Raw genomic sequence first — 16,951 nt, 5'->3', positions numbered from 1 at the left:
CTTACCCTATGCAGCAATTTAACGAAGTTAGCGGGACAGGCGGCCTCGCGGCAGAGTGCGGCAGATAAGTAACCCTCCTATACATGGTTCCGGCGCCGATGAGTAACCGACTCCAGATCTTGTGGGACGATGGCGAGCGTGTCTTCTGTCGGGGGCGGCGCCCGGGCGATGTCGGCGGCGACTATGTGCTGATGGTGCGGCCCGCCGCCGAACCTGCGCCGCCGGCGAGCCTCGATCGTCTCGCTCATGAATTCGCACTGAAAGACGAACTCGATGGCGCGTGGGCGGTGCGGCCATTGGAACTGGTTCGCGAAGAGGGCCGCACGCTACTGGTGCTCGACGATCCTGGCGGTGAGCCGCTCGGGCGGCTGCTCGGCGCGCCCATGGATGCGGGCAGCGCGTTGCGCCTCACCGTCGGCATCGCCGCGGCGCTGGGCAAACTGCACCAGCGCGGCCTTGTCCACAAGGATCTCAAGCCCGCCCATATCCTGGTGAACGGCGCGGACGGACAGGTGCGGCTCACGGGATTCGGCATCGCCTCGCGGCTGCCGCGCGAACGGCGGGCGCCCGAGCCGCCCGAGACCATCGCCGGCACCCTCGCCTACATGGCGCCCGAGCAGACCGGCCGGATGAACCGCTCGATCGATTCGCGCAGCGACCTCTATTCGCTCGGCGTCACGCTCTATCAGATGCTCACCGGCGCGCTGCCGTTTACGGCCGCCGACCCCATGGAATGGGTGCACTGCCATATCGCCAGAAAGCCGGTGCCGCCTGGCGAGCGGTTGGAGACGGTCCCCGCTGCGCTTTGCCGGATCGTCATGAAGCTGCTCGCCAAGACCGCCGAGGAGCGCTATCAGACCGCGGTCGGCGTCGAGCGGGATCTGCGACGCTGCCTCACCAGTTGGGAGCGCGATGGCCAGCTCGACGACTTCCCGCTGGGCGAACACGACACCCCCGACCGGCTGCTGATTCCCGAGAAGCTGTACGGACGGGAGCGCGAGATCGACACCATGGTTGCCGCGTTCGATCGGGTCGTCAAACGCGGCGCGCCCGAACTGGTGCTGGTCTCCGGCTATTCCGGCATCGGCAAATCCTCGGTCGTCAATGAACTGCACAAAGTGCTGGTGCCGCCGCGGGGGCTCTTCGCCTCCGGCAAGTTCGACCAGTACAAACGCGACATTCCTTATTCGACGCTGGTGCAGGCTTTTCAAAGTCTGGTGAGGCCGCTTCTCGGCAAAAGCGACACCGAACTGGCGAGCTGGCGCGGCGCGTTTCTGGAGGCGCTGGGCCCGAATGCACGGCTCATGACCGATCTCATCCCCGAACTGAAGCTCATCATCGGTGAGCCGATCGCGGTCCCGGAGCTCGACCCGCAGCAGGCGCAAAGCCGATTCCAGCTCGTGTTCCAGCGCTTCATCGGCGTGTTTGCCCGGCCGGAACATCCACTCGCGCTGTTTCTCGATGATCTGCAGTGGCTCGATGCGGCGACGCTTGATCTGCTCGAGGATCTGCTGACCCGCTCGGAACTGCGATACCTGATGCTGATCGGCGCTTACCGGGACAACGAAATCGATGCCACGCATCCGCTAATGGTCAAACTTCGGGCTATCAGGAACACAGGCGCCACGATCGGGGAAATCAGGCTCGCACCGCTCACCCATCAGCACATAGAGAAGTTGATTGCGGATGCCCTTCACTGCAAGTCGAAGCATGCGGCGGCGCTCGCGCAGCTGGTGCATGAGAAGACCGCCGGCAATCCGTTCTTCGTGATTCAGTTTCTTTACTTGCTTGCCGAAGAGGCGCTACTCACCTTCGACTATGACGCGGCGTGCTGGTGCTGGGATTTCGATCGCATCCACGCCAAGGGTTATACCGAGAATGTGGTGGACCTCATGGCCGGCAGGTTGACCCGCCTGCCGGTCGGAGCGCAGCAGGCGTTGCAACAGCTCGCCTGCCTTGGCAACGTGGCCGCGAGCGCGATGCTTTCAATCGTTCTCGGCGCCTCGAAGATGCAGGTCAACGCGGCGCTATGGCCGGCGGTGCAGCAGGAACTGGTCGAGCGTCTGGAAGGCTCTTACAGATTTATCCACGACCGGGTGCAGGAGGCCGCCTATTCACTGATCCCGCAAACGTTGCGGGCTGAAGTCCATCTCCGGATCGGAAGGCTGCTGTTGACGCAGACGCCCCCCGAGAAACGGGAGGAGGCGATCTTCGAGATCGTCAATCAGCTCAACCGCGGCGCCGCGCTGATCACCGAACAAGAGGAGCGGGACCAGCTCGCCGAGCTCAATCTGACCGCGGGCAGGCGCGCCAAGGCGGCCACCGCCTATGCCTCGGCGCTCACCTATCTCAATGCCGGTGCGGCGCTGTTGGCGACGGATAGCTGGGAGCGCCGGCACGAGTTGAACCTTGCGCTGGAGCTGAACCGGGCCGAATGCGAGTTCCTCAGCGGTGCCCGGACAGTCGCAGAAGACCGGTTGAACGCGCTTTCGCCTCGGGCTGCAACGACCATCGAGCGTGCGTCGGTCGCCTGCCTGCTTCTGGACCTCTACACGGCGCTTGGTCAGAGCGGCCGCGCCGTTGCCGTTGGCCTCGACTATCTCCGGCATTTGGGGGTCGACTGGTCGCCGCAGCCGACAGAGGAGGACGTGCGACGCGAATACCAGCGATTCTGGTCCCAGCTCGGGCGCCGCAGCATCGAGGATCTGATCGAACTGCCGTTGATGGCCGATCCAGCATCTCTGGCGACGATGGAGGTCCTGACCAAGCTCGTGTCGCCTGCATTCCATACGGAAAAGAACCTCTATCCCCTCGCCATGTGCTGGGCGGTCAATCTCAGCCTGGAGCGGGGCAACAGCGACGCATCGTGCGCGACCTACGCATGGTTTGGCTGCGTCGCCAGCGCGCACTTCGGCGACCACGAGTCGGCCTATCGCTTGGGGCAACTCGGCTGCGAACTGGCAGAGCGACGCGGATTCACGCGCTTTCAGGCCCGGACCTATATGGCAGCGGGAAGTCACCTGATTCCATTCGCAAGGCAGGTCGGGACTGCACGCGATCTGCTGCGCCGTGGGTTCGAGATCGCGAACCGGAGCGGCGATCTGCTGTTTATGGGGTGGTACAGGGGTCTCTACCTGATCGACAATCTTCTCGCAGCGGGCACGCCTCTCATCGAGGTCCAACGCGAAGCCGAGGGCGGTCTCGCATTTGCACAAAAGATGCAATTGGGGCACCACGTCGAGCTCATCGCATCGTACCTGGGGCTGGTCCGGATGCTGCGCGGCTTGACGTCGACATTCGGCTCTTTCAATGACGAACAGTTCGACGAAGTCCAGATCGAAACGCGTCTGGCTAGTGACCCGCAGTTCGCGTGGATCGATTGCCTTTACCATACCCGAAAGCTGCAGGCCCACTTCCATGCTGGCAACTTTGCCGCTGCCATCCAGGCGGCATCCAGAGCGGAACAGGTGCATCCGGGCATCTTGCGATTGCTGTTCACAGCCGCGGATCATCGCTTTTACTGTGCGCTGGCCCATGCCGCCTGTTGCGAGCGCGAACCGGCCGGCGCGCGACAGCAGCAGCTGGACGTTGTCGTTGCGCACCATCACCAGCTCCGGGCTTGGGCGGACAACTGTCCGGAGAATTTCGAGGACCGCGCGGCGCTGGTAGGTGCCGAGATCGCTCGCCTTGAAGGCCGCGATGTCGACGCGATGCGCCTCTACGAACAGGCGATCCGTGCGGCGCGCGACAATGGCTTCGTCCAGAACGAGGCGATCGCGTACGAAGTGGCCGCGCGCTTTTACGCCGCGCGCGGCTTCGAACAGTTTCGGCGCCTGTATTTGCGGCAGGCTCACTCCTGCTACCTGCGTTGGGGAGCCAACGGGAAGGCGCGGCAACTTGAGGAACAGTATCCGCACCTTGGCGTGGAAGAGCCCGCGCCCCGTCTGACGAGCACAATCGGCGCGCCGGTCGAACATCTCGATCTGACGACTGTGATCAAGGTATCGCAGGCCGTCTCGGGTGACATCGTCCTCGACAAGCTGATCGATACGCTCATGCGCACGGCGATTGAACAGGCCGGTGCCGAGCGGGGTCTGTTGATTCTTCCAGACGGCGGCGAACAACGGATAGCAGCAGAAGCGACGACCGGCGGCGACACGACCCAGGTGCAGCTGCGCGAGAAGCCGGTGACTGCGGCGGTGCTGCCGGAGTCGGTCCTCTACCATGTGCTACGCACCCGGGAGAGCGTCATTCTCAACGATGCCGCGGCCCAGCCCCCGTTTGCGACGGACCCCTACGTCCATCAGCATCGTGCCCGTTCGATTCTCTGCCTGCCGCTGATGAATCAGGCCAGGCTAACCGGCGCGCTTTACCTCGAAAACAATCTGATGACCCACGTCTTCGCACCGGCCCGCATCGCCGTGTTGAAGCTGCTCGCCTCGCAGGCGGCGATCGCGCTGGAGAATGCCCGCTTATACCGCGGCCTCGCGGAGCGCGAGGCTCAGATCCGGCGTTTGGTCGACGCCAACATCATCGGGATCGTGATCCGAAACAATGAAGGTGCAATTCTCGAGGCCAATGACGCGTTTCTACGAATCGTGGGATACGACCGTGAAGATCTCGTCGCGGGTCGCGTGCGGTGGACGGAGCTGACAACTCCGGAATCACGCGAGCGCACCGCACATGCCCTGTCCGAACTCAAGAATACGGGGACCCACAAACCGTTCGAGAAGGAGTATTTCCGTAAGGATGGCAGGCGTGTGACTGTGCTGACCGGGGCAGCGGTCTTCGAGGAAGGCGGGAGCGCGGGTGTCGCTTTCGTGCTCGATCTGACCGAGCTTAAGCAGGCGGAAGGAAAAGTCCGCGAGAGCGAGCGGCGCTATCGTGAAGTGCAGATGGAACTGGCGCATGCGAACCGCGTAGCCACCATGGGCCAGCTCGCGTCCTCAATTGCGCATGAGGTCAACCAGCCGATCGCCGCGACGGTCACCAACGCCGCAGCTGCGCTGCGCTGGCTGGACGCCCAGCCGCCTGACATCGAGGAGGTGCGGCAGGCGCTCCGCCGTATCGTCAATGACGGTAATCGGGCGGGGGACGTGATCGGCCGGATCCGTCAACTCATCAGGAAGGCGCCACCACGCAAGGAAACGGTGGATATCAACAAGGCGATCCGCGAGGTGATCGAGCTCACCCGTGGCGAAACCGTGAAGCACGGCGCCTCGGTGCAGGTGCAACTTGCAGACGGCCTGCCCTTCATTGAGGGAGACCGTGTCGAATTGCAACAGGTCCTCCTGAACCTGGTCATCAACGCAATCGAGGCCATGAGCGACGTCAGCGATGGGGCGCGGGAAGTGCTGATCAGCACGGGAAACGCCGACGCTGACTGCGTACTTGTGACCGTGCGCGATTCGGGGCCGGGCTTTGCCCCGGACAGCACTCCCGAGCATGTTTTCGCCTCGTTCTATACAACGAAGCCCACCGGTTTGGGTATGGGGCTGTCGATCTGCCGTTCGATCGTCGAGGCACACGGCGGACGATTGTGGGCGAACGCAAACGAGCCTCGCGGCGCGATCTTTCAATTCACGGTGCGCGCTCACCAAAAAGTTCAAGCGGTTGCTGAAAGGCATTGCGTTCAGGGACGGCGAGCCGGTTAAGGACGATCACCCCCCTCATCAAAATTCGCCGCGTGAAGATCGCTACTTATCAAGCCGTACAGACACCACTCCTGGTGTTAGCTCCGTGACGTGAAAATTACATGCTTGACATATTTGTATAAAACACACGTTGTCCATATTTCAAAAAATTCACTATGTATACAAGGCTAGACTTTCGTCTCCCGTAAACGCTGCCTGTTTGCGAGGAGTACTCAGTTATGGAGAGTCTTGATGAAGTACAAAGTATTGTCTGCCGCGCTGCTTGCAGCTCTCGGCACGACCGCAGCGCATGCGCAAAGCAGCGTGACCCTGTACGGCCTGCTGGATGAAGGCATTAGTTATAGCAACAACACCGGCGGTCACAGCAATGTGAAGTTGACCGACGCCATGATGCAAAGCAATCGTTGGGGCCTGAGAGGCGCCGAAGATCTGGGTGGTGGCCTGAAGGCACTGTTCGTGCTGGAAAACGGCTTCACGCTGAGCAACGGCAAGCTTGGCCAGGGTGGCCGCGAATTCGGCCGAAGCGCCTATGTCGGCCTGTCGAGCAACCAGTTCGGCACCCTGACCATGGGTCGTCAGAACGAATTCATGTACGACTGGGTCAGCCATGTATCGATGGAAAACTTCAACGGCGCAGGTGGCAATACCTTCGCGCACGTGATGGACAACGACAACATGCTCGGAACGTTCCGCGTCAACAACGCGGTGAAATACCAGAGCCCGAATTACTATGGCCTGACCGTCGGCGCCTTGTATGGCCTCTCGAACCAGGCCGGCGGCTTCGCGAACAACCGTGCGTACAGTTTTGGTGCCATGTACAACAACGGGCCGATTCTTGCGACGTTGGGTTACACGCAGATTAACAACAACATCAGCAGCCTCAACAACAGTGGCGCAGTTGATAACAGCGCCAACGGCAGCGGCACCGGTGACCAGAACTTCACCGCAGGGCGTCAGCGTACCTTCGGCGGCGGCTTGAACTACACGTTCGGCCCGGCCAAAGTTGGTTTTGTGATCACGGACACCAAGCTGAACAACGCAACCGCTTTCCCCGGCGGCGGTACGTTGACGGTTGCAAACGCCGCTTATGTTCATTTCACGAACTATGAAGTGAACGCGCATTACAGCCTGACCCCGGCATTGACCTTGGGCGCAGCTTACACTTTCACCGATGGCAAGTTCGACAACACTGGGAACGCGGCATCGCCGAAGTGGAACCAACTCAGCCTGTTGTCGGATTACGCCCTGTCGAACCGCACGGACGTGTACGCAGTCGCCAACTGGTCACACCTGAGCGGCGGTCTGAACTCGGCGGCACCGGGTAATTCGAGCTTGACTGCATTTGAAGGCGCAAGCTCCTATGTCGGCGGGATTGCGGCAACGAAGAACCAGGTGGTCGTGGGCGCTGGTCTGCGCACCCGCTTCTAAGTCCTGATCGAACGGTTGAGGAACGCCGGGCTTGCGGCAATTCGCGTGCGGCAGGCAGGCATGTTTCTCAACCGGCGATGACTGATATTTGTATCGTTGGGGCTCGATTCGTGGGAGCGGAACATTCGCTTCCCGGGAGAGAGCCGAGTATTGAAGGGGAGACAAGCTACATCAACTGCGTTATTCGAGCGCGAGAGGCTTGATAACGTTGCCGGTAGTCCCTGTCACCGACAAGCGTTCTCCGAGAAACAGTTGGCCCGCCCATTCTGGCGGGCTTTTTTTGGGGGTGACCGTGCCGATCGCGCCGAGCCGAACACAACGCTGACGAAAGCGGCTTGATGGTGTGATATTTCCACGCGGCATCGAGCACAAAAAGATCACACCATGAGCGTCGGTGACGATCAGGAGTTCGGACGGATTCGCGCCCTGAAACCATTCGAGATCGTTTATGAACTCGCGCTTTAAGCAAGCAAACGGAAGTCATCCATGAAATTCACCAAGTTGTTTGTACTCGCGTGCGCTGCATTCGTAGGTGTTTCGGGCGTTGCCCTCGCCGGAGACGACGCGCTTGCCCAGCGGCGGGTGCCCGCAAAGATCCTGCCAATGCCGGCAGATGTTAGCCCCGAATTGCAAAAGCTCATCGCGGCGCCCTATAACCCAGCATGGAATGTGTTGTGGACCACGGGCGAGCAATGGAGAGTGGCAGCCAACGCGCAGGCTGCCAAGGTCATGCAAACCCAACCGGCCATGCGCGAACGCCTCGGTGTGACGGTGCAGCCCAATACAATCAACGGTGTGAGGGTGTACGTCGTGACGCCCGATGTTATTCCGCCCGATCACCACGACAAGGTGCTAATTCACATTCATGGCGGCTGCTATGAGCTTTACCCGGGCGAGGCGGGCACGAACGAAGCCGTCATCATGGCGGGCCTGGGGCATTACAAGGTGATTTCTGTTGACTATCGGATGCCGCCTGAGGGTTACTTCCCCGCTGCGCTTGACGATGTCGAGACGGTCTACAAGGCGGTACTGCGGGCGAACGATGCGAAGAACGTGGGCGTTTTTGGGACCTCGGCGGGTGGTGCTTTGGTGCTGGAGCTGATGCTGCGCGCGAAACAGGAAGGCCTGCAAATGCCCGGCGCGATCGCGCCAGGTACGCCAATGTCGGACCTCACGAAGACTGGCGATTCGTTCTACACCAATGAAAAGGTCGACAACGTCCTGGTGTCACGCGATGGATTCTGCGATGCCGCGGCCGTAGTCTATGCGCACGGCCATGATCTCAAAGACCCACTGCTCTCACCTGTCTATGGAGACATGCACGGTTTTCCGCCGGCTATCCTGACCACGGGAACCCGGGACCTGCTGCTCAGCAACACCATTCGTGTGCATCGGAAGCTTCGGGAGGCGGGTATCGATGCACAACTCGAGGTCTTTGACGGCATGTCGCACGCGCAGTACCAAATGGATGACCGCATACCCGAGACAAAAGAAGCGTTTGGTGAAATTACCGAGTTCTTCAACAGGCACCTCGGTCATTGACCAGGCTTCTTCTACAGGGCTGTCGTCATTTCTCTCGTTACTACTGCCGCCGTGATGATTACCGCGAGGCACTTCTGGATTATGTCGTGCAGCAGGAGCACTGACTGATCGCGATGGAATCATGCGCCGGGACGCAGTTTCTGGTGACCAAAGCGCAAATGCTCGGTCACGAAGTACGGCTCGCCCCGGCGCAGTTTGCCGCACCATTTCGCAAATCGAACAAGAACGACTTTAGTGACGCAGAGGCAATTGCCGAAGCAGCCGTAAGAGGTCACATGAGGTTTTCGCGCATCAAGAAGGCTCGCACCCGGCGACCTCAGTCTCAACTTTATTCCGACACCGGGTGCGCCGCCGGCATGCCCGCCGTGTGAATTGCAGCAGTACCGTGTGTGCCATGCTGGATCGCATAGATCTCCCGATTGCGCGCGATCTCTGCGGCCGTCGGCGGATAGTCGCTTTTGGACGTCGGCACCAGCCCTTCGGCCTGTGCCTGCTGCAACTGCGCAATGACCTCAGCGCGTGTCAATCCCGACGACGTGGTTTGAGCAAAAGCGTTTGCGCCGAACGGCAAGCTAAGTGCAGCAACGGCAATCGCGGTAAGCAGTTTCATGATGTCTCTCCGGGTAGTGGCAAGAAGTGAGTGGCCTGAACCACGCTTCCCATTCTCGTCATTTCACCTGTCGGAGCACTGACCCGCAGATTACCTTTTTGTTATCCAGGCATTGCCTCGTGAAACGTCACATCACCGCACGTTCGCATCAACGCCCAGGTAACGGAACGGCAATCTAGCCGACCGCAGCCCGTAAGGGCTCTACCATCACACTCCTGAGTCGAGAAGCCCGCGTCACGCGCTCTGACAGCGCAGGAACGCCGTGCCCTCATGGCCTCATTTCAGGAACCCGTCATGTGGATTGACCGGCTCGCGCTGCGCCGCCCTTATACCACTCCCGCTGGCTCCGAACACCCGGTACCCGGATCATCAGCACGTGAAAATTTTGTCAGCGCAGCCTGATTCTTTAGGCATCTGCACAATCGCATCTATGTTTTACGGCGCTTCTGTCGTGTCGAGAAGACGAGCTGCTTCACGCCGGGTCTCTTCGGCCTCGCGGGGTCGCCGGGTCTGGCTGAGGAGCGCACTGAGGTTGCCGAGTGTCCGTGCTTCATCCCGTCGGTAGGTCACGGGGTCATCTCGCGACAGAGTCCGGTAAAGGTCCAGCGCACTCCGGTAGGCGTCTTCCGCCTCGCGCGGACGCCCACTATGAGTGAACAGGACACCTAGATTGTTCAGCGTCCGCGCTTCGTCTTGCTCGTAGACAGCGGGGGTGTCCCGCACGAGCGAACGATAGATTTGCAAGGCTTCCTGATAAGCCTGCTGAGCCTCCTTCGGCCGTTGCGTGGCACGATAGAGCGCGCCAAGATTGCTGAGCGTGCGTGCCACGTCAGGCAGATAGAGTGCTGGACTCTTGCGGGCAAGCTGCTGCCGGATCGCGAGCGCTGCCTTGTAGGCATGCTTTGCTTCGTGGAATCGCTGCATGGAACTATAGAGGTTCCCGAGGTTGTTGAGCGTACGCGCGAGCGCCGGTCGATAGGCCGCGGGATTGCTGCGCGCGAGAGCCCGCTGGATCTCCAGTGCCTCGCGATAAGCCTGTTCCGCATCGCTCAGGCGTTGTGTAGCGTCGTACAGGATGCCGAGGTCGTTAAGCATTGTCGCGATTTCAGGCCGGTAGGTCGCGGGGTCGCGAGAGGCCAATGCACGATCGATGCTCAGCGCTTCGCGATATGCCTCCGCTGCCTCCGTCAGGCGCTGTGTATCGCGATACAGGGCACCGAGGTTATCGAAAGATTCTGCCACCGCGGAGCCGTAGGCCTGCGGGTTCTCCTTCGCGAGTAGCCAATAGATCTCCAGCGCCCGCAGGTAGGTAGCCTCCGCTTCCTTTGGCCGTTGCAGCCCAACGTAGACGTTGCCAAGCTTCTCGAGCGTGCGCGCAATGTGGGGTTGGTAGGCTGCGGGCTTCTCCTGTGCAAGCGCCTGATAGCGCGACAGCAGCGCGCGGTAAATCGGTTCTGCACGTTCAAACTCGCCTTGCTCAGCCAACGTGTCCGAAAACGCAGTCGCAGTGTCGGTGTTTTCCGGTTGCAACGAGTAGGCCCTTTCCAGATACGGCAGTGCGTTGCCCGGCGTGAAGCGCACCAGCTCGATTTCGCCAGCCTCATAACTACGCGCCGCGAGCACCTGCGCGGTTCCCTGTCTTTCTCCAAGCAGCTTCGTTAACCGCTGCGATGCACCGTCCAGATCGAAGCGCTCGAGCGCTTCATCGATTTGCAGTTCAAGAGGATCGGAACTCCGTGCGATCGACGATCTGCGCAGCAGATCGTCGTAACGCACACCCCATTGCCGGGCTTCGGCTACCGGGTCCGCGTCGGGCCGCGCGCTGATTTGCCCGGCAAGACGTTCAATAAGCGGTCCGACGTGGACGAACGCGTTATCGGTCCCGTGCTCAATACGGCCCGAACGCGCCTGTACGGCAGCCAGTATCAGGTTGGCGGCTCTCGCGAGCGAGACTATCTGCACATCGGCGAGTCCGGCGCCCTTCACCGAACGGTTCAATTCGGTAACCATGCGATTGAGGGCCCGGACGGGGATTCCACAATCGGCCTGTATTTTGAGGCCGTCTTTGACATCGACCTCGGAGAACGCCGGAGGGCACGAACTCGCCGCAACCGCATCCAGGTATCCTCCGGACAATACGGCCATCGCCACGGCCGACAGAAACTTGCGCGCACTCATTTCCCGTCACGTTCGCCGCGAGTCGGCCTGCCCGGCTGCAGAGCAGAGGTTTTTCCAATGGAAAAAGGTACTGCACGCGGATCGGCGGTCGGGTCAGGCCCGCACGTGGATGCGATTGACGACGCCATCGATCGCATCCAGGCACCAGGCGTCCTGTTCCACCAGCCGTCTTTCGGCTTCGGTCGCCACCCACCCTGCCAGCGTGATCCGGTGATTTTCCACATTGATCGTGATCTGTTCAGCGCGCACACGCCGGTCGGCTTCGAGCACCAGGTGCAAGGCATCGGAAATCTCATCGTCGCCGTCCGCTTCGGCGGGCACCAGCTCCAGCAGGTTCACCACGTCGCGGCAGCCGCCGACCCACCAGGCAGTCACACTCGCGAGGCGCCGGTGAGACAGGCTGCTCACTTGCCCGGTCAAGGTCACCACGCCGTCCGCGACCGTCACTTCGACGACACCGCTGCCATCGTTGCCCGCCGGGTCCATCGTGCCGCGCAGTACTTCAAGCTGGCCCTTGACGCGCGCGCAGATCACGCAGTGGCGGAACTCCACCGCCTGCGCGAGCCGTTCGCAGATCCGCGTGCGCAGCTCGCCATCACCGACCGCCGGTTTGGCAGTGACACGCAGCTGATCGACCACACGTCTCCCCTCACTGTGTATCTGGGTCAACCGAAGAAGGCGTTTCTTGGATGCGATATCCGGCACCTCGCCTGCCACGGTCAAGGCGTCGCCGTCCAAACTCATATGAATGGGATGATGGTGGAGCTTCAGGTGTGATTCGCGCTCGAAGGCTGCCATCACCGGCTTGAAGACCGCATCGCTGCGTTGCATGATCTGCCTCGCGCAAAGGTTGAGCGACGCAGTGCCCTTTATGCCGCACTGCGCAAGCGTTGCCGCGTCAGGCGGGCGCCGGTCAAGAAGATGACACACCCTGCATGCGCCGGGCGAAGTGTGCCCGCTCGGCTCGGTCCATCAGATCGAGGAATTGATCCGTACCCATGTGGATCAACGCTTCATGATCGCCGGCCTCGAAATAGACGTCCGGCTGGCGGGTGAGGCTCTCGTCAAGATAGGTTTGCATGCCATAGGCCGTACCGATCGGCGGCAACGCGCCTACGTTGCAGTCCTTGAACAGTTCTCGCAGATCGACCTCTTTGGCCAGCCAAAGTTGACGTCCGGTCTGTGCCCAGAGCGACGACAGGCGCACTGCGTAGGTGGAAGGCAGCACCGCCGCCACATAGCCGTGCTCGTCTTCAAGAAGCACGGTCTTGGCGAGGCGATCGCCGGGAATATGGGCTGCTGCCGCAGTTTCGACGCTGGAATGGCTGAGCGGATGACGCACGACTTCGTACTGGGAGCCTTTGCTGCGCAGGCAGTCCTGGAGAGTGGCAGACATCGACATGACGCACCTCCTCTGGAAGGAAACGAGAAATTGTTAAGCGGAACTCTTTTAGGATAGGTCGCTTTCGCCAGCGTGTGAAAGACCTGCGGTCGGCTGCGCGGCGACTGCGCGGGTGTGGCGGCGTGCAACGGCGATTCGCTTTCACGTCCCTTGGCCCACTCCTATCAGCTCTCGCAAAGCTTCTCGTTAGCCGTTGACCGAACCGCCTATCCCCATGGTTAACCACTAGCGGCTTGCGAGAGACGCGTCCGGGTTGGGCATTCGCCTGCGGCTCGACACAGCCTCCTTCGCGACTATGGTGTCGCACGGTGTAGCACACGCGACACGTCAACGCATCCCACATGATTGATTTTTAGAGACTTTTTCGATTGACAAGGACCGTGCTCCATATCGTGTGCCTTCCACTGTCGCACTCACGAGGTATCACGAAACTCGGTCTATTCGGCATGCCGCTCCACCTCCCCGCTCGTTCGCTCGGCGATACCATTGAAGAGGATGCGCAGTGGTTATTTACGTGGATGAGATCGGCTTCGACGAAGCATTTATTGGCGAACATTAAGCAGCGGTCCGTTATAGCTATTCCGGACCGACTGGTATCAGTTGTTTATCTTGGATCGGCTTGTGTTGTGCACTTGTTGCGGTTGCCCCTTCCGGGCCGCGCCTAATCGCGAGAGTCAGAATTGTTCCGATCGTCAAGTAGCATATCGTTCAGCCCGCGAGCAGATCGAACCATTGGCGATACGTTCTCTTTAGGATCTACCGCGAAATCCAGCAATACCTTTCGATCCTTCAATCTGATTGCTTCTGTCAGATTGCGAATATCGCTGAACATACTCGACGTGCCTAAGCTGCCTTACCACTGGCGCCACTTCGTCACTGCGAATTATTGAACGCCGGTTAGCCCGCGGCGCGAGCGAATTGAAAGCAGCAACAGAGGCAGCCTGAATCGACCGGTTGAATCGGCCTCCGCATCCTGCTGCTGCCAATCGTGATTCATAAAGCATATTTCGTGACTCTAATATTGAATGAAAACCTATTGAAGAACGTGCATTGAATGGCGTTCATTGGTGGTTAGAAAATGACTGATAGTCAGCGAATTCCTGAAGTTTATTCTTGACAATTCGATCTCCCTGATTACTCTTAGCAAAGCGTGGCAATATCTGAATCGCCTGCGCACAACCATTAAGGTCACGACTGTTCGGGGAGGTGCATTACGCAATCCACCGTCGATGGATCGGTCTTGCGAAGTCAAGCTCGCAACATGTGATCTGGCAAGCTTCCACCGGCGTATAACGGAGGGGCTGCCATGGCTGCAAGTTCGATTCGCTGCGTATCATTGAACGCACTTGCCGGCGGCGCGCACCGGCAACCGGCGAATCCGCTGAGGACGCGGCATAAGCGGCTCAACCGCTTCAGCATCCTCCATGCGATCTGGCTCCTGGGCCTGTCACCCGTGCCGACATTGGCGCAGCAGACGGTCACCGAACGGCCCAATCTCTCTGGCAGTGAAACGATCAACACCATCGCTAACGGCGTCCTGGTTGTTGGCACTGACGGCACGAGCACCAACTTCTCCGGCACGATCAACAACGCTGGCACTGCGAGCGATCCAACTTCGCAACAAGGCCAGTTCGTCAAAACGGGAGCCGGGACACTGACGATCGACGGCGCAACGATCCGGGGCGGCTCCGCATTCGTGATTGGCGGTGGACTTGCGGTGACGAGCAGCAATGCCGCGATCGACTATCTTTCGCTGGGCCTGGGCAATGCCCCAACTGTTCCCGGTTCGACATCGTCTGGCACGTTGAACGTAAGCGGCGGCACGCTCACATTCAACTCCGCGCTTCAGGTCGGCGACTTTGGCGGCACCGGTACGGTTACGCAAACCGCTGGCAATGTCGTGTTTGGCACGCCGGGTACGCCGGTGTCGCTGAACCTCGGCAACCAGGGCGGGACCGGCACCTACAACCTGTCAGGCGGTACCGCCACGTTCGGCAACAGTGCCACCGACTTCATGACGCTCGGCCGAAACCAACTGCCGAAACTCGGGAAGCAGCGCGCCGAGCAGCGGCACGCTCAACCTGAGCGGCGGCACCTTCAAGCTGGCGAACGGCGCGCTGTTCCTCGGCTCGAACCTCGTGTCGACCGCCGGCGAAGGCACTGGCACGATCAACCAGACCGGCGGGACCCTTGCGATCGGCGGCGCGTCGAGACTGTATCTCGCGGCGGCCGGCAACGGCACGTATAACCTGTCGGGCGGCACGCTGCAGATCGGCGGCAGCTCGCTGTTTGGCGACTACAACAATCTGGGCGGCATCTATGCATTCAATCTCGGCGGCGGAACGATACAGGTGGTGGGTTCGGCGCTGAGCGCAGGCGTCAACGCAACGCTGGTCGGCGGCACGACGTCGGCCATCGATACCAACGGCATCGGCGCGAGCTGGTCCGGCGTGCTATCGGGAAGCGGAGCACTGGCCAAGGTCGGCAGCGGCGTGCTGACGTTATCCGGCCATAACACCTTTACCGGTCCAACCATCGTCCGCAATGGCGTCCTTAATCTGACCGGCTCGTTGCAGTCGCCGGTCGACGTGGAGGCAAACGGAACTCTGGGCAGTACTGGAACGGTCTTCAACACCGTCACCAATGCAGGAACAGTTGAGCCTGGTTTCGGGCTGCCGCAGGGGCAATTCGGTGCGCTGACCGTCAACGACTATGTGGGCGACGGCGGCACGCTCGCGCTACGCACGTTTCTCGGAGCGGACGGCTCGCCGTCGGACAGGCTCATCATCAATGGCGGCAGCGCGGACCCTTCATCGGTGCACATCACGAATGCAGGCGGCTCCGGTGGGTTGACGACGGGAAATGGCATTCTCGTCGTGCAGGCGACCAACGGTGGCACCACGGCGCCGGACGCCTTTACGCTCGCCGGCGAGGCGCGCGGTGGCGCCGACGACTATCGGTTGTATCGCGGCGGCCTCAACGGCAGCAATCCGGAGGACTGGTTCCTGCGCTCGACCTTCATCGTGCCGCCCCCTCCGGGGGAACCGGAAGAGGAGCCAGAGATAGGACCTGGCACCGAGCCCCCGCCGGAACTGTTGCCGCCGGGCGTCTATCCGATCATCGGGCCGGAACTGGCCACCTATGGCGTAGTTCAACCGGTCGCCCGGCAGATGGGTGTCGAGATGCTCGGTACGCTGCATGAGCGCATCGGCGACTCGCTCACGACGGAGAATGGTGGCGCCGGTGGCTCGGGCTGGGCACGCTCCGCCTGGGGACGCGTGTTCGGCGGGCAGATCGACAACCGCTACGGGGCCTTCGCTGACCCGCGCGCGAGCGGCGGAGTCGGAGGTTTGCAGACCGGTCTCGACGTATGGCGCGGAAGCTTGTTGCCCGGTCATCGCGACGCTGCAGGCGTCTACTTTGCATACGCCTACGGCAGTGCAGATGTCGATGGCCTGGTCACCAACGCGGCGGCAACCGGATACGCGCTGGAGCACACCGGCTCGATGCATCTGAATGCGTATACCGGCGGTGGCTACTGGACGCACTACGGCCCCAGTGGCTGGTATCTCGATGCGGTCGTGCAGGGTACGTACTACGACGGCGGCGCGACCACGCAATTTGCGAGTCTGCCGGTCCGGGGTACGGGCTTCGCGACATCCCTGGAGGGGGGCTATCCGATCCCGCTGCCGCTCGGCCCGGGTTTCGAACTGGAGCCGCAGGCGCAGATCATCTGGCAGCATGTGTCGTTCAACGATGCGAACGATGGTCTGGGTGAAGTCGCCCTCGGCTCGACTTCGGGTGCGAGTGGCCGGCTCGGCGTGCGCGGCAAGTGGACCATCGAAGGCAGCCATGAGACGGTGTGGCAGCCGTATGTGCGCGCCAACCTGTGGCGGGATTTCAATGCCCAGGCCACCACGACCTTCGCCAATGATCCGGTGCCGCTGAATGTGCAGGCCACGCGACTGGAGTTCGCCGGCGGTGTCACCGCGAAGATCAAGGATCGGCTGAACCTATACGGACAGTTCGGCTACCAGTTCGCCGTGAGTGGAAACAGCAATGTCCGCCGTAGTGGGGTCAAGGGCGATCTCGGCGTGCGCTATGTCTGGTAGGCGTCTGCTTTGCCCCATCAATGTC

Annotated in this window: 9 protein-coding genes; 5 read left to right on the top strand and 4 right to left on the bottom strand. The window is 61.0% G+C overall.

Annotation, left to right across the window (positions count from 1 at the left end; all coding sequences use genetic code 11):
* Positions 1-98: 98 nt before the first annotated feature.
* The 3 genes from OKW43_RS20725 (at position 99) to OKW43_RS20715 (ending at position 8,624) form a co-directional block, all read left to right on the top strand.
* Entirely contained in the window at positions 99-5,654 is a 5,556-nt protein-coding gene (locus OKW43_RS20725) for a trifunctional serine/threonine-protein kinase/ATP-binding protein/sensor histidine kinase (RefSeq protein WP_429449496.1), read from the top strand.
* A 231-nt stretch (positions 5,655-5,885) separates the two neighbouring features.
* Positions 5,886-7,082: a porin gene (locus OKW43_RS20720; RefSeq protein WP_187632758.1), complete on the top strand. Its 1,197-nt coding sequence runs from the start codon at positions 5,886-5,888 to the stop codon at positions 7,080-7,082.
* Between the two features lie 486 nt (positions 7,083-7,568).
* Positions 7,569-8,624: an alpha/beta hydrolase gene (locus OKW43_RS20715; protein ID WP_187632759.1), complete on the top strand. Its 1,056-nt coding sequence runs from the start codon at positions 7,569-7,571 to the stop codon at positions 8,622-8,624.
* 328 nt (positions 8,625-8,952) lie between these two features.
* Here the strand turns inward: OKW43_RS20715 and OKW43_RS20710 are convergent, their stop codons facing one another.
* From OKW43_RS20710 to OKW43_RS20695, 4 genes are all read right to left on the bottom strand, one after another.
* The gene (locus OKW43_RS20710; protein ID WP_187632760.1) at positions 8,953-9,234 is read right to left on the bottom strand and encodes a DUF4148 domain-containing protein; all 282 of its coding nucleotides are present in this window, start codon (positions 9,232-9,234) and stop codon (positions 8,953-8,955) included.
* Between the two features lie 435 nt (positions 9,235-9,669).
* Positions 9,670-11,412 carry a tetratricopeptide repeat protein gene (locus OKW43_RS20705; protein WP_429449493.1) on the bottom strand — a complete coding sequence of 581 codons (1,743 nt, stop codon included), beginning with the start codon at positions 11,410-11,412 and terminating at the stop codon, positions 9,670-9,672.
* Positions 11,413-11,505: 93 nt separating this feature from the next.
* Complete coding sequence (locus OKW43_RS20700; RefSeq protein WP_429449491.1) at positions 11,506-12,243, bottom strand: BON domain-containing protein; 738 nt, start codon at positions 12,241-12,243, stop codon at positions 11,506-11,508.
* Between the two features lie 82 nt (positions 12,244-12,325).
* The gene (locus OKW43_RS20695) at positions 12,326-12,814 is read right to left on the bottom strand and encodes an aminoacyl-tRNA deacylase (RefSeq protein WP_187632763.1); all 489 of its coding nucleotides are present in this window, start codon (positions 12,812-12,814) and stop codon (positions 12,326-12,328) included.
* Positions 12,815-14,120: 1,306 nt separating this feature from the next.
* On the opposite strand from OKW43_RS20695, the gene OKW43_RS20690 reads away from it, so the two are divergent.
* Together OKW43_RS20690 and OKW43_RS20685 are read left to right on the top strand one after the other, a co-directional pair.
* Positions 14,121-15,062: a hypothetical protein gene (locus OKW43_RS20690; protein ID WP_429449489.1), complete on the top strand. Its 942-nt coding sequence runs from the start codon at positions 14,121-14,123 to the stop codon at positions 15,060-15,062.
* Positions 14,953-16,926 carry an autotransporter outer membrane beta-barrel domain-containing protein gene (locus OKW43_RS20685; RefSeq protein WP_429449487.1) on the top strand — a complete coding sequence of 658 codons (1,974 nt, stop codon included), beginning with the start codon at positions 14,953-14,955 and terminating at the stop codon, positions 16,924-16,926. The genes OKW43_RS20690 and OKW43_RS20685 overlap by 110 nt, the downstream gene beginning before the upstream one ends.
* The last annotated feature ends 25 nt before the right edge of the window (positions 16,927-16,951 follow it).

Source organism: Paraburkholderia sp. WC7.3g (assembly GCF_050436345.1).
In the GTDB taxonomy this organism is placed as follows: Bacteria; Pseudomonadota; Gammaproteobacteria; order Burkholderiales; family Burkholderiaceae; genus Paraburkholderia; species Paraburkholderia podalyriae.
This window is presented reverse-complemented; position numbering and strand designations above follow the sequence as displayed.